The following is a 14,840-nucleotide window of genomic DNA, read 5'->3' as shown; positions in this document are numbered from 1 at the left end:
AAGTCCCTGGTTCAGGGACTTTTTATCCATAAGTAATTAATTTTTCTGTGCTTCTTCACGTGCAAGTGTAAGAAAATGCTTGTACATTTTATAATTCATGACTAACAGTACAATTCCATAGATTAAGAAAATAAGTGCTACCCAAAGCTGAACACGTCCTTCAACAGCAGTGAGTTCGTTAAGACCGAAAGAAGCTAAGAATGAACCGAGTGCCATTTTTGCTTTTGTGCCTGTCCACCGCTTTAAGAACGGTTCTTTTGCGCGCACCTCAGAGACTTTATAGAACACATAAAGAGAAAAAGAAAGTATAATTAGGATAATAAAAATAGGCATTGAAAATTCCCCCACGTATTTACTCCACTATATTGTAAACGTTTAAAACCATAATTGCCACAACGACATCTAAAAGGAGTCTGCTATGAAAGAACAAATCTTACAAAGAATTGAACAGTATGAAAAAATAATTATTCATCGACATGTGAGACCAGACCCGGATGCGCTTGGATCACAAGGTGGGCTTTCTGCGATCATCAAAGCAAGTTATCCTCAAAAAGAAGTGTATGTTGTAGGAGAAGAGGAAGCGGGCCTCACATTTCTAAACACAATGGATGTTATAGAAGATGGTGTTTATAACGGGGCTTTGGTCATTATTTGCGATACTGCAAACTCACCTCGTATCAGTGATCACCGTTATTCACTAGGAGATTTTGTTATCAAAATCGATCATCATCCAAATGAAGATCCTTATGGTGATTTGATTTGGGTGGATACTGAAGCAAGTTCTACATCAGAGATGATCATGGATCTTTACCTTTATGGATCAACGTCTGGATTAAAACTTGATGAACATGCAGCAAGACTAATCTATGCTGGTATTATTGGTGACACTGGTCGCTTTTTATTTTCAAACACGACTCAAAAAACACACCATTATACAGCAGCGTTATTAGAGACAGGATTCTCACCCTCAGAAATTCACGAAAATTTATATAAGATATCGGAAAAACTCGTTCGATTGAACGGTTATGTACTTCAAAATTTTTCGATTGTAGACAATTGTGTAGGGTATATCCACTTAAAAAAAGATACGTTAAAAGAGTTTGGAACAACTCCTGGTGAAGCCTCTCTTTTAGTAAATTCTTTTTCACATGTTGAAGGCTTGTTGGCGTGGGTGTTTTTTGTGGATGAACCAGATCAGATCAGAGTTAGATTGCGGTCGAAAGGTCCTGTTGTTAATAAGATAGCAGCTAAATTCAACGGCGGAGGGCATCCGAGAGCATCAGGAGCAACGGTATATACAGAAGACGAAACGATGTCTGTACTAGCTGAACTTCGAAACCTCTGTAAAGAATATAAATTCAAATAAAAAAGGCCTCATCGGGGGGCCTTTTTATGCTTTAGCATGGAATAGATTTAGTTAGCTTTTTCAGGGATAAACCAAGAGCCAACATCTGTTACATCTTCATGCACTTTTAAGTTTAATTTTGCAAGTTCTCTCTTGATTAGGTCTGCTACTTCTTTCGTTTCTGCAAAAGCAGAAAAGCCATTCTGTAATTCCTTTACCTTTTCACGGGCAAGTTCTTTTCGATTGATAATCATGTAGTTTCCCCCCAATAATCACTCTTGAATTATTCTTTACACATATTTTATACAATTGAAGGAGGGATTGCCATTTCTTTGCCCAAAGATTCATAAAAACGTAATATTTCGACCATTATTTATGCATAATCATTCACTGATTTTAGCTGAGATATAGATTCGAAGAACACCCGTGTATAAATACAAATGATCGATCTTGACTTCATAAGCTTGCTCATCGTCATCGAGTCGGTACGTTTTATTTTCAATAGCTTGTACGAGTAAGGAATGGCTTTTTGCAAGTGTTTCTGTATCTTCTCCTATAAGGTGCTCTAGGTCGTCTTCAACTGCTTTTGCTAAGTGCAGTCTAGTTAAGTTTGATAACTTTAAAGAATCTTGGTTTGAAAACCTTGCATTCACTTCATGTAGTTTAAACTTCTTAGCAAGTTCTTTGTTTGCTTTTTCATCATCCGAAGTTAAGATCTCGTTCTTTTTTTCCAAATCATTAATTTTAACTCGTTGCTTTTCAATTCTAACAATCAGTCTTTCATGAGCTAAACCGCCTTGTATTAAAAAAAAAGCCCAGCCGATAATAAATCCGATCGCTATCCCAGCAAAAAAACGCTGGTAGCCTTTTCGTTGATATAGCGGGGGGATCCTCATCAGTGGATGTTCTCCTGACTGAGCCATTGAATCAATTGCATGGCAGAATTAGCACCAGCAATCGCTACGAAAATATAAGTTAATTGTTTAAAAATCTCTATAGTAGCGCCGTTTTCAAAACTTCGCTCAAAGTTCGTGATCGTATCGAACGTTCCACCAATAGCAGCGACGATTGCCCATATTTTAAGTCTTTTCGCAAGTTCCATCATTTCATATATAGGTGCTTTTCCCACAAGAAAAGCAGCAAGCCCGCCGATTAACGCTCCACCCAACAATACACCAAAAGCTATAGCAAAATCTAATATGATATTCGCAAAAAATTCACGTACCATGAGACAACCTCCCCTCTTAATCAATGTATGGGAAGTAGCTGAAGTGTATGCTAATTTGAGAGAAAATGAATAATCGTTCGTTATTCATAACTGTTTCATTAACACATGCGAACTTCTGTACTATAATGGAATGCAAACAGGTGCGTAAAGGAAGTGATGGTATGGGATTTGTCCCACTGCATATACATAGTGAGTACTCGCTTCTTGAAAGCTCTTGTCGGATCGAAGAGCTTGTTCAATATGCAAAAGAGCTTGGGTATACGTCGTTAGCCTTAACAGATAAATCAAACATGTATGGTGCTTTAAAGTTTTATACAACATGTGTAAAAGCTGGCATCAAACCTATTATTGGATTGGAAGCAGAAGTTGGAAATCAAACTGATACAAAAGAGAAGATAAGTTCACACCATAAACTACTTTTATATGCCATGAACATAGAAGGCTATGAAAATCTATTAAGACTTACAACGCTTATGCAGACTAAGCTGGATGGAGACGTGTCACCTCTTACTTATGAAGAAATCTCAAATCATACTGATGGCCTTATTGCTGTTTCATCAGGAATAGAAGGTGAGGTCCAGCAGTATCTTGCTCGTGAAATCCTTGACGATCAAACATTAGATCGAATGCTTCAATTCTATAAATCGTGCTTCAAAGATCGATTTTACCTTGGAATAGAAGATCATAATACAGGTATAGAGAAAACAATAAATCTCCAATTGCACAACCTTTCAAGGAAATATCTCATCCCTCTCGTTTGTATGCATGAAACGTATTATATGAAAAGAGAAGATGCAGACGCGCATGATATCCTGCTTTGCATCAAACAAGGAGAGAAGAAAAACAATCGTGATCGATTTAAACTGCAGACCGATGAGTTTTATTTTAAATCCCCAACAGAAATTGAACGTCAATTTTCCCATGCTGAAGAGGCGTTAGATACAACGGCCAAACTGGCAGAAAGATGTTCGCTCGAGCTCCATCTTGGTAACATCGCTTTGCCCAAATACCCTGTTTCTGACAATAAGAACAGCTATGAATATTTAACAGAGCTGTGCAATAAAGGACTTATGAATCGGTACGAAACGATAACACCTGAAATCAAAGATCGTTTAACCTACGAACTCAATATTATTAAAAGCATGAACTTTGAAGATTATTTCTTGATTGTGTGGGATTTTATGAAATTTGCACACGACGAAAAGATGATCACAGGACCAGGAAGAGGTTCTGCAGCAGGCTCATTAGTCGCTTACGTCCTTAAGATCACCAATGTTGATCCTATTCATCATCAACTGATATTCGAGCGCTTTCTAAACCCTGAACGGATCACGATGCCGGATATTGATATCGACTTTCCTGATAACCGCCGTGATGAAGTACTAAGTTATGTTGCGCGTAAATATGGTACAGATTATGTCGCACAGATCATTACCTTTGGGACATTAGCTGCAAGAGCTGCGATAAGGGATGCGGGCAGAGTAATGGATTTTGCTCCAGCACTTATTGATCTTACGGCAAAGAATATTCCATCTAGACCAGGAATAACGTTGGAAAATGCGTTGAAAGAATCAGCCGGCCTGCAACAGGCGTACAAAAATGAACCTGATGTGAGAAAGCTAGTTGAGATCGCAATGAGACTTGAAGGTTTACCGAGGCACGCATCAACCCATGCCGCAGGCGTAGTCTTGTCTGGAGCACCACTTGTTCAAAAAGTACCTTTACAAACCGGTCATGACGGTATACCTCTTACACAATATAGTATGGAATGGCTCGAAGCTGCAGGACTGTTGAAGATGGACTTTTTGGGCTTGCGAAATTTATCGCTCATTGAAAACATCTTATGGGCGATCGAAGAAAATGAAAATGTGAAGATTAGTCTGAATGACATTCCATTCGACGACGCTAAAACATTTGAGCTTCTTGCAAAAGGTGATACTACTGGGGTGTTTCAGCTTGAGTCTGACGGGATGAGAAAAGTTCTTCAGCAGCTTAAACCGACGGAGTTTGAAGATATCGTAGCGGTGAATGCTCTCTATCGGCCGGGTCCAATGCAGAATATTCCCGACTATATTGCAGGCAAACATCGTCTGAAGACTGTGCAATACATGCACCCTGATCTGGAACCGATTTTACAATCAACATATGGTGTGATCGTTTATCAAGAACAGATTATGCAGATTGCAACAAAAGCAGCTGGTTTCACACTAGGAGAGGCAGATTTGCTTAGGAGAGCAGTAGGCAAGAAGAAAAGGGATATTCTTCTACGTGAGAGACAACACTTTGTTGCAGGGTGTTTAGAGCAAGGCTATGATGAAAAATCTGCAGATGCGTTGTACGACTTGATCGTACGTTTTGCTGATTATGGATTTCCTAGGAGCCATGCTGTTGCATACAGTGTGATCGCTTATCAACTTGCCTTTTTAAAGGCGAACTATCCAGCCTACTTTATGGCGGCTCTGCTTTCAAGCGTTATCGGGAATCATGATAAAGTGAATCAATATATTAAAGAATCCGAGCAAAGAGGGATTCCTGTTCTTTCACCATCTATAAAAAATGGCAGCGAAATTTTTATTTCAAATGGATCTACTATCACATTTGGTCTGTTGGCAATAAAAAACGTTGGGTACAATGCAATTAGGATGTTGATGACAGAGAACCAAAAAGAAACGTTTCATGATCTGTTCGATATTTGTTCACGATGTCCTCAGAAAGTGGTGAATAAACGTACACTCGAATCATTAATTTTTGCAGGAGCTTTGGATGAATTGGGACAAGATAGAGCAGTGTTGCTAGCTTCATTAGAAACTGCGATTGAATATGGAGAAGAGTTTCAGGAAATCTCACGAAAGAATCAGATGTATCTATTTGATGATGATATTAATTTGCCTAAACCTTCCTATGTTTCCGTTCAATCCTTTCAAGAAAGCGAAAAACTTAAGTTTGAAAAAGAAGCTTTAGGCTTTTTCTTTTCTTCACATCCGCTGCAAAGATATCGAACGACCTTAAGCAGCTGGAAAGCGGTTAACATCAATGAGTTAAAAGAAAAAAAATCATCCGTTCGTCTAGGTGTTCTAGTGGACAAAGTACGAGCGATCAAAACCAAAAAAGGAGAACTCATGGCATTCCTGACGATCAGTGATGAAAGTGGTGAGATAGAGGCCGTGGCTTTTCCAAAAGTGTATGAAGCTTACCATTCTCTTCTTCAGAAAGGACAACAATTGTTTATAGAAGGAAGTGTGGAACACCGTAACGATTCACTGCAGATTCTTGTGAATAAATGCAGACTGCTCGAAGATCTAAAGTCAAATGAGCAGCCGACCCTATTTATTAAAATAGATAAAGATCATCAGTCGTCTCAGCATCTGAATGCGTTGAAGACCATTTTCGACGAATCAAAAGGTTCTACAACTGTTGTTTTGATCTATGAAGAGAATAGACAAAAGGTCCAGATTTCACAAAAAGTAAATGTTTCTGAAAAATTGTTATTAGAATTGCAATCTGTTATTGGTGAGGGTAATGTCGTATTTAGAAGAAATTAAAAACCTTTACAGCTTGTTAACTTTTGTTATAATGGATGAGTCAATATTAGTGGTCTGACCACCTCCTAATTGGCTTATCAACCTTAAATTTAAAATCATTAGGAGATGAAAAAATGTCTACATTAAGAGAAGAAGCACTACACATGCACCGCACACATCAAGGGAAATTAGAATCAAAATCAAAGGTACCTGTACGTAACGCGAAAGATTTAAGCTTAGCGTATTCTCCTGGTGTGGCAGAGCCGTGTAAAGATATTTATGATGACAAAACGAAAGTCTATGACTATACGATGAAGGGTAACACAGTAGCTGTTGTTTCTGATGGAACAGCTGTATTAGGTCTCGGAAATATAGGGCCTGAAGCTGCACTTCCTGTAATGGAAGGAAAAGCAGTACTATTTAAGAGTTTTGCTGGCGTTGATGCGTTCCCAATCTGCTTGAATACGACAGATGTGGACAAGATCGTTGAAACGGTGAAATTGCTTGAACCTACATTCGGCGGTGTGAACTTAGAAGATATTGCAGCACCGAATTGTTTCGTAGTCGAAGAGCGATTAAAGAAAGAAACGAATATTCCAATCTTCCATGATGATCAGCATGGCACAGCCATTGTTACACTAGCTGGTCTAGTTAATGCGCTTAAATTAACAGGACGTGAAATGTCTAAGATTAAGGTCGTTGTTAATGGAGCAGGGGCAGCTGGGATTGCTATTATTAAATTGCTAGATCGTTTTGGTGTGAAAGATATTATCATGTGCGACACAAAAGGTGCGATCTATGAAGGTCGTCCGTTCGGAATGAACAGTGTAAAAAAAGAAGTTGCAAACTTTACGAACCGTACAAAACAAGAGGGAACACTTGCTGATGTAATCAGCGGCTCAGATGTTTTCGTCGGTGTTTCAGTAGAAGGTGCATTAACAAAGGCAATGGTTGAGTCAATGAATCCTGAACCGATTATCTTTGCTATGGCTAACCCGAACCCTGAGATCATGCCTCATGAAGCGCGTGAAGCAGGTGCGATGGTCATTGGAACCGGCCGATCTGATTTTCCTAATCAAGTAAATAACGTGTTAGCGTTTCCTGGTATTTTCCGCGGTGCTCTTGATGTTCGTGCAACACACATCAATGAGGAAATGAAGATCGCAGCGGTACATGCGATCGCAAATCTGGTGAACCCAGTTGAATTGACGGCGGATTATGTAATTCCAGCACCATTCGACCCGCGTGTAGCACCTGCTGTTGCTGCAGCTGTAGCCACTGCGGCTATGGAAACAGGAGTAGCAAGACTTCGTGTGAATCCTGAAGACATCGCTGAAAAGACTAAGAAACTAGCTATTATCGGAAAAGATGAATGAAACCGGTAGAGGAGAGAGGAATGTCTGTCCAGCCTACCGAAAAAGTATATATAGAAATTCTTAAACAAATTAAAGCGATTATCGTTGAGGACGGTCTTCAAGCGGGTGACAAGCTCCCTTCTGAAAGGGAGCTGAGTGACCGCCTGAAGGTTGGAAGATCATCTGTTCGCGAAGCACTGCGATCTCTAGAACTTTTAGGTCTGATTGAGACAAGAAGAGGCGAAGGGACCTTCATTCGTGAAGCAACCGGACACCGGCTCGTTGAAGTGCTAGCTTCGTTCATCTTAAATGATAATAAAGCTAGACACGATCTTCAGGAAACAAGACATATTGTTATTAAAGACTGTGTGGAGCTTGCAGTACGCAGAGCTGAATCTGCCACTATCTCAAAACTGGGAAATCTTATCGAACAGATGGATACAAACGAACAAGAGCAAGTTCATAAAGCTTGCAAACAATTCGAAAAAATTGTGATCCAAGCATGCGGCAATCATCTTCTTTATCGTTTATATGTAGAACTAACGGGTTATGGGTCTTCATTGCAACGAGCAAATTCGTACTGGTCACAAGCATTTTGTGAGGAAGTTCTGACACTTCTCCAACAAAAAGATGCTGTGAAGCTGACGAGTTTGTTATCAAAACAAAACGATGCTCTAAACGCAATCGAATAGGTGGTGTTATTCATTTATGATTAAAGGATTGTTTGTAAAAAAGAAAAAATATGCCACGATACCAACTGGTAAAGTTAAACAAGACGTTCCAGAAGGAATTATGAGTAAATGTCCAGAATGCAAGCACATCATGGTAACAAAAGAATTGAGAAAAAACTTGCTTGTCTGTCAAGGCTGTCAATATCATTATCCAATGTCATCACAAGAACGAATAGCTGCTCTGATTGATGAAGGAACCTTTACAGAATATGATGCAGACATGATCTCTGGAAATCCTTTAGAGTTTCCAGATTATGTTGAAAAACTTGAAGGTGACCGAAAAAAAACAAAAATTAATGAAGCCGTTGTTACAGGCGCCGGTCAGATTGATGGCCGTGATGTAACATTAGCGGTTATGGATTCTCGCTTTAGAATGGGTAGCATGGGTTCTGTTGTAGGTGAGAAGATCACACGTGCGATCGAGCACGCGATCGATAAAGAAACACCGTTTATCATCTTTACAGCATCTGGCGGAGCTAGAATGCAAGAAGGCGTATTAAGTTTGATGCAGATGGCTAAAACGAGTGTAGCTCTTAACCGTTTGAGTGACAAAGGATTGTTGTTTATCTCTATCATGACACACCCGACAACAGGTGGCGTTTCTGCAAGTTTCGCATCTGTAGGTGATTACAATTTTGCTGAACCTAAGGCTTTGATCGGGTTCGCTGGCAGAAGGATCATAGAACAAACGATTCGCCAGGAATTACCGGATGATTTTCAGACAGCAGAGTTTTTATTAAAACACGGGCAGTTAGATAGAGTCATCCATAGAAGTGAAATGAAGAAAACATTGAGTACGTTAGTAAAGATTCATACAGAAGGGAGGGTGTAAAGCATGGCAGCAGAACTAGAATTTGAAAGACCGATACACGAACTGGAGAAAAAAATCGCAGAGCTTAAGTCATTTATGGATGAGAAAGATATTGATTTAACAGACGAGATCAAGAGGCTAGAAGAAAAATTGTCTAACCTTGAAAACAGTACGTATTCAGAGATGAAGCCATGGGATCGTGTTCAAATTGCCAGACATGCTGAACGCCCAACTACCCTTGATTATATTAACTATCTTTTTACGGATTTCATTGAATTACACGGAGACCGTCTTTTTGGTGACGATGAAGCGATCGTTGGAGGAGTAGCATTTTATAAGGAACTTCCTATTACGATCATCGGACACCAAAGAGGAAAGGATACGAAAGAAAATCTTCGTCGTAACTTCGGTATGCCTCATCCAGAAGGCTATCGCAAGGCACTGCGTTTAATGAAACAAGCGGAGAAGTTTAATAGACCTATTTTCTGTTTCATTGATACAAAGGGAGCATATCCAGGAAAAGCAGCTGAGGAAAGAGGACAGAGTGAGGCGATCGCTCGTAATTTAGTTGAGATGGCTGGGTTAACTGTTCCTGTTATTTGTGTTGTGATTGGAGAAGGTGGAAGCGGTGGAGCATTAGCTTTAGGTGTAGGAAATTACGTACACATGCTCGAGAACTCAACCTATTCTGTTATCTCTCCAGAAGGCGCAGCTGCCATTCTTTGGAAAGATGCTTCGATGGCAAAGAAAGCAGCTGAATCTATGAAAATCACTGCTCCAGACTTAAAAGAGTTAGGAATTATTGATGAGATTATTGAAGAAGTTAAGGGCGGAGCACATAAAGACGCGAAGCATCAAGCAGAATTAATCGACCAGGTTTTGGAAGACTCTTTACATTCTTTGCTCTCCATGTCTAAAGAAGAGCTCATAAATCAACGTTATGAAAAATATAAAAAAATCGGACAATTTGGGTTTGTAAACGATTCCATTGTTGTTAAATAGGGAATGTGCCTTTCTGCTTAGGGAAAGGCGCATTTTTTTGCCTATTGTTGTCTATTGTGTTCAACATTTGAACATGATATTTTAATAAGACGAGAGAACTAGAGAGGTGAAATGTTTCATGAAGCGGATAGGAGTTCTAACAAGTGGTGGCGATTCACCAGGCATGAACGCTGCGATTCGGGCGGTTGTTCGAAAAGGAATCTACCATGACTTAGAAGTTTATGGGATATACAATGGTTATGCAGGACTAATTTCAGGGAATATTAAAAAACTAGAATTAGGATCTGTTGGAGATATTATACATCGTGGAGGCACAATGCTTCATTCTGCACGTTGTTTAGAGTTTAAAACACCAGAAGGACAACAAAAAGGTATCGAGCAATTAAAAAAATTCGGTATCGAAGGATTAGTCGTTATTGGTGGAGACGGCTCTTTCCAAGGTGCTAAGAAATTGTCTGAACAAGGTTATCCAACGATTGGTGTACCTGGTACAATCGACAATGACATTCCTGGTACAGATTTCACAATCGGATTTGATACAGCATTAAACACGATTATCGATGCTATCGATAAGATTCGTGACACGGCTACTTCACATGAGCGTACATATATCATTGAAGTTATGGGACGTGACGCTGGTGACTTGGCTCTATGGGCTGGCCTTGCAGATGGTGCTGAGACGATTCTCATTCCAGAAGAAGACCACAAGATGGATCAGGTTGTACAAAAGTTACAAAGAGGACATGAGCGCGGTAAGAAACACAGTATTATTATTGTTGCTGAAGGTTGTGGAAGCGGCGTTGATGTTGCTAAAGAGATCGAAAGGCTTACAGACTTCGAGACAAGGGTTACGGTTCTCGGCCACATTCAACGTGGTGGTTCCCCTACAGCTTTTGACCGTGTACTAGCAAGCCGTCTAGGTGCGCAAGCGGTTGAACTTTTATTAGAAGGTAAAGCTGGGCGTACAGTAGGTATTGAAAATAACAAACTTGTTGATTATGACATTACAGAAGTATTATCTAGAAAACATTCGATAGATAGACAAATGTACAAGTTATCACAAGAATTATCCATATAATCTGCTTAATGCATCGTACGGCTGCAGTTTGACTGCAGAAGCCTTACGATGCCTTTCTGCGAAAAAAGAAAATCAGGAGGCCATTTATATGATGCGTAAAACAAAAATCGTTTGTACGATAGGTCCGGCAAGCGAAAGTATTGATAAGTTAAAAGAATTGATGAATGCTGGGATGAACGTTTCCCGTCTAAATTTCTCACACGGTGACTTTGACGAGCACGGTCAACGAATCATCAACATTCGTGAGGCATCTAAAGAGCTCGGAAAAACAGTTGCGATCCTTTTAGATACGAAGGGGCCTGAAATCCGCACACAAACGCTTGAAGGCGGAGTTGCTGAACTTGTAGTTGGAAACGAATTGATCGTTTCTATGGAAGAAGTTGTTGGTAACGACAAAAAGATCTCTGTAACATACCCAGGTCTTGTTGAAGATGTTCATGTAGGATCAAGAATCCTGCTTGATGACGGACTGATCGAACTTGAAGTAACAGCGATCGGCGAGAAAGAATTAACTACAAAAATCTTAAACTCCGGTACATTAAAGAATAAAAAAGGTGTGAACGTACCTAACGTAAGCGTGAAACTTCCTGGTATCACGGACAAAGATGCAAAAGATATTGAGTTTGGTATCGAACAAGGTGTTGACTTTATTGCTGCGTCATTCGTACGTCGTGCAACAGATGTTCTTGAAATCCGTGAGATCTTAGATCGACACAATGCAAACCATATTCAAATCATCCCTAAGATCGAGAACCAAGAAGGTGTAGACAATATTGATGAGATCCTTGCTGTTTCTGACGGTCTGATGGTAGCGCGTGGTGACCTTGGTGTTGAGATCCCGGCTGAAGAAGTACCTCTTGTGCAAAAGATGCTGATCAAGAAATGTAACGAGCTTGGAAAGCCAGTAATTACAGCGACTCAAATGTTAGATTCTATGCAACGTAACCCGCGTCCTACACGTGCTGAAGCGAGTGACGTAGCAAACGCAATCTTTGATGGTACAGATGCGATCATGCTATCAGGTGAAACAGCTGCTGGTACTTATCCAGTTGAAGCGGTTCTTACCATGCATAAGATTGCTAGCCGTGCTGAAAGTTCGTTAAACTATAAAACATTATTATCTTCAAGAAGCAAAGAGAGCAAAACGACAATTACAGATGCGATCTCTCAATCTGTTTCCTTTACAGCTCTTAACCTTGATGCAGATGCAGTTATTACAGCTACTGAAAAAGGTCAAACAGCTCGCATGATTTCAAAATATCGTCCAAAAGCTCCTATTATCGCAGTAACAAGCAACGAAGATGTTTGCCGTAAGCTTGCACTTGTTTGGGGAGTAACACCAGTTAAAGGTGAAAAAGCTGGAACAACAGATGAAATGTTCCAAATTGCAATTGATTCAGCGCTTAAAGCAGAAGCTGTTCAACATGGAAACCTTGTAGTGATCACAGCAGGTGTACCAGTTGGTGAATCTGGTTCTACAAACTTAATGAAAGTCCACATCATTGGTGATGTGCTTGCAAAAGCTCAAGGGATCGGACAATCATCTGCTTCAGGAAAAGTTGTGGTAGCTAAAACAGCTCAAGAAGCGATGGATAAAATGACTGAAGGTGCTATTCTTGTAACAGTTGGAACTGACCGTGATATGATTGGTGCGTTCGAAAAAGCATCTGCTGTTATTACAGAAGAAGGCGGATTAACAAGCCATGCTGCTGTATGTGGAGTATCACTAAGTATTCCTGTTATCGTTGGCTTACAAAATGCTACGGAAATCTTTACAGATGGCCAAGAGATTACGATCGATGCTTCTGTTGGATATATTTATGACGGAAGAAAGAACGTTATTTAATGATACGAAAAGAGAAGGGTGAAACCTTCTCTTTTTTCATTCGTAAAAAAAGGAATAGGCTTAATCCCTTATTACATGTTTAACGAAAGCGGTGGTTTATTTGTTTCGTAAGCTTTTACCGATCTTTATTCTTATTCCTGCCATCGAGGTAGGACTCTTTATACTGGCTGGACAATATATAGGCATTCCTGCGACGATTGCTGGGATATTTATAACGGGTATATTAGGCGCTTATTTAGCAAAAAGAGAAGGTGTACAAACGCTTCAACGTGTGAAGGTGCAGTTTGAGAGCGGACAGATGCCAGGAGAGGCAGTTCTTGATGGGGCATGCATTCTAGTCGGTGGAGCATTACTCTTAGCACCTGGATTCCTAACCGACATTCTAGGTTTCTTCTTACTTATCCCTCCACTAAGAAAGCCAGTGAAGTTGTGGATGAAAGCGAAACTCTTCCAAAAGATGCAATCAGGACAGTTTTACTTTATAAAAAGAAGGTAGAGTCACTAGTTACTGACAGAGTCAACCTAGCAAATAATAAGAGGTTGTTTTCTAAAAGATTTCTTCTTTTAAGTTTCTTTGAATTTCTTCTTGGCAAGTTGGTTGTAGTGGAAGGTTGCTGACTCCTACGGGACGAGCGGTCAGGTGAGACTCCTAATGGCACGAAGTGGCAGGAGGCTCACCGGTCGCCCCGTGGAAAGCGAGCAACCTGGAGCGGAAACCAACCACTAAAAAGGGCATCTGTGAATACGAAAACATAACAAAAAGAACGATGCTCACTTAAAGCATTCGTTCTTTTTATTTGTGTATAGGCTTCATAACAAATTGATAGATCTCATGAAAGAACTTTGCTTCATAAAGAGCACGAATAATGACTAGGATAACAGGTCCTACGATAAGGCCGACAAATCCAAGAAGCTGGAATCCAGCAAATAAAGAAACTAAAGTCGCGAGAGGATCTAGTCCGATCGTTTGTGATAAAAGCTTTGGTTCCATGATCTGTCGCTGAATAACGACAACACCATACAAGATGGATAGTCCGATCGTTAGCGTGTAGTTTCCTGTCAAGAAGCAATAAGCGATCCACGGCAGAAAAACAGCACCTGTCCCAAGGTATGGTAGCAGATCAATCGCTCCGATCAGTACAGATATGGTTACGGCATAGTCAATACGCATCAACAAGAGACCTACTAATACGATACAGGCTGTTATGGAGATTAAGGTTAACTGAGCTTTTAAAAAGCCAAATAAAGCTTTTCGGAGTTCTACATATACCGTTGTGACAGTATGGATTAACTTTTCAGAAAAGATCGCCTTAAGGAATCCTGTTAGACGATACCAATCCTTACTAATAAAAAAAGCAGCAAGCAGTGAAAAGATAAATACCGTTAAAAAAGTTGGAAGACTTACGATCATTAGAGAGACACTATTAATTACGGCCTGTGTCATACTGGACGCATTTGTGGTAATGCCGGTTCCGATCTTCTCGATATTATCCATTACCGTTTCTTGCTGATCCGTTCCCAACTTGCTATAGATGGAGAGTAAATCTTGATATAAAGGAAGTACGTTCGTTTTAAAAGATCGTTCAAAATAAAAGACCAGCTCTTGAATATATGCGGGCAATTCATGTGCAATATAGGCAAAACCAGTCATCATCTCTTGAATAAGCAAGGTTAGTAACAAGACAATCACACCTAAAAGGCCTAATATAGAAAGAATGACAGCAAGAGCTCTATTCACTTTGAATCGATCCACGATAAAGCCAACAAAAGGGTTGATCATCAGTGCTATGATTGCGCCTGCTATGAATGGATAAAGAATAGCAGAAACATAATAGCCAGAAAAAATAAGGGCAACAGCGAGGAATAGAATAAATCCAATACGCAACAAGCGATGTGTCAGTTCAGCATACAAATTTTCCACCT

Annotated in this window: 14 protein-coding genes; 9 read left to right on the top strand and 5 right to left on the bottom strand. The window is 40.0% G+C overall.

Annotation, left to right across the window (positions count from 1 at the left end):
- Positions 1-36: 36 nt before the first annotated feature.
- The gene (locus tag H9648_RS01000; RefSeq protein WP_191751936.1) at positions 37-333 is read right to left on the bottom strand and encodes a YtpI family protein; all 297 of its coding nucleotides are present in this window, start codon (positions 331-333) and stop codon (positions 37-39) included.
- Positions 334-418: 85 nt separating this feature from the next.
- Between H9648_RS01000 and H9648_RS00995 the strand changes: the two genes are divergently transcribed.
- Positions 419-1,366 carry a DHH family phosphoesterase gene (locus H9648_RS00995; RefSeq protein ID WP_191751935.1) on the top strand — a complete coding sequence of 316 codons (948 nt, stop codon included), beginning with the start codon at positions 419-421 and terminating at the stop codon, positions 1,364-1,366.
- 47 nt (positions 1,367-1,413) lie between these two features.
- On the opposite strand, the gene H9648_RS00990 is transcribed toward H9648_RS00995, so the two are convergent.
- The 3 genes from H9648_RS00990 to H9648_RS00980 all read right to left on the bottom strand — a co-directional run bounded on the left by H9648_RS00990 (position 1,414) and on the right by H9648_RS00980 (position 2,573).
- Positions 1,414-1,599, bottom strand: a complete 186-nt coding sequence (locus tag H9648_RS00990; protein ID WP_066396796.1) for a YtzJ family protein — start codon at positions 1,597-1,599, stop codon at positions 1,414-1,416.
- A gap of 129 nt (positions 1,600-1,728) precedes the next feature.
- Complete coding sequence (gene ytrI, locus H9648_RS00985; RefSeq protein ID WP_191751934.1) at positions 1,729-2,241, bottom strand: sporulation membrane protein YtrI; 513 nt, start codon at positions 2,239-2,241, stop codon at positions 1,729-1,731.
- A complete protein-coding gene (locus tag H9648_RS00980; protein ID WP_191751933.1) occupies positions 2,241-2,573 on the bottom strand; it encodes a YtrH family sporulation protein in 333 nt (110 codons plus the stop codon). Before H9648_RS00980 ends, ytrI begins: the two co-directional genes overlap by 1 nt.
- A 161-nt stretch (positions 2,574-2,734) precedes the next feature.
- On the opposite strand from H9648_RS00980, the gene dnaE reads away from it, so the two are divergent.
- The 8 genes from dnaE to H9648_RS00940 all read left to right on the top strand — a co-directional run bounded on the left by dnaE (position 2,735) and on the right by H9648_RS00940 (position 13,413).
- Positions 2,735-6,115, top strand: a complete 3,381-nt coding sequence (dnaE, locus tag H9648_RS00975; protein ID WP_191751932.1) for a DNA polymerase III subunit alpha — start codon at positions 2,735-2,737, stop codon at positions 6,113-6,115.
- Between the two features lie 113 nt (positions 6,116-6,228).
- The gene (ystJ, locus tag H9648_RS00970) at positions 6,229-7,470 is read left to right on the top strand and encodes an NADP-dependent malic enzyme (protein ID WP_137788666.1); all 1,242 of its coding nucleotides are present in this window, start codon (positions 6,229-6,231) and stop codon (positions 7,468-7,470) included.
- Between the two features lie 20 nt (positions 7,471-7,490).
- Complete coding sequence (locus H9648_RS00965) at positions 7,491-8,141, top strand: FadR/GntR family transcriptional regulator (RefSeq protein ID WP_191751931.1); 651 nt, start codon at positions 7,491-7,493, stop codon at positions 8,139-8,141.
- 16 nt (positions 8,142-8,157) lie between these two features.
- Entirely contained in the window at positions 8,158-9,012 is an 855-nt protein-coding gene (accD, locus tag H9648_RS00960; RefSeq protein ID WP_191751930.1) for an acetyl-CoA carboxylase, carboxyltransferase subunit beta, read from the top strand.
- Positions 9,013-9,015: 3 nt separating this feature from the next.
- The gene (gene accA, locus H9648_RS00955; protein ID WP_191751929.1) at positions 9,016-9,993 is read left to right on the top strand and encodes an acetyl-CoA carboxylase carboxyl transferase subunit alpha; all 978 of its coding nucleotides are present in this window, start codon (positions 9,016-9,018) and stop codon (positions 9,991-9,993) included.
- A gap of 118 nt (positions 9,994-10,111) precedes the next feature.
- Positions 10,112-11,071, top strand: coding sequence for a 6-phosphofructokinase (pfkA, locus tag H9648_RS00950; RefSeq protein WP_137788670.1), 960 nt, complete (start codon positions 10,112-10,114; stop codon positions 11,069-11,071).
- 91 nt (positions 11,072-11,162) lie between these two features.
- Entirely contained in the window at positions 11,163-12,917 is a 1,755-nt protein-coding gene (pyk, locus tag H9648_RS00945; RefSeq protein ID WP_191752647.1) for a pyruvate kinase, read from the top strand.
- 100 nt (positions 12,918-13,017) lie between these two features.
- Positions 13,018-13,413 carry an FxsA family protein gene (locus H9648_RS00940; protein WP_191751928.1) on the top strand — a complete coding sequence of 132 codons (396 nt, stop codon included), beginning with the start codon at positions 13,018-13,020 and terminating at the stop codon, positions 13,411-13,413.
- Positions 13,414-13,710: 297 nt separating this feature from the next.
- Here H9648_RS00940 and ytvI read toward each other — a convergent pair whose 3' ends face one another.
- Positions 13,711-14,829, bottom strand: a complete 1,119-nt coding sequence (ytvI, locus tag H9648_RS00935) for a sporulation integral membrane protein YtvI (protein WP_225218667.1) — start codon at positions 14,827-14,829, stop codon at positions 13,711-13,713.
- Between the last annotated feature and the right edge of the window lie 11 nt (positions 14,830-14,840).

This window comes from Fictibacillus norfolkensis (genome assembly GCF_014836645.1).
GTDB classification, from domain to species: Bacteria; Bacillota; Bacilli; order Bacillales; family Fictibacillaceae; genus Fictibacillus; species Fictibacillus norfolkensis.
This window is presented reverse-complemented; position numbering and strand designations above follow the sequence as displayed.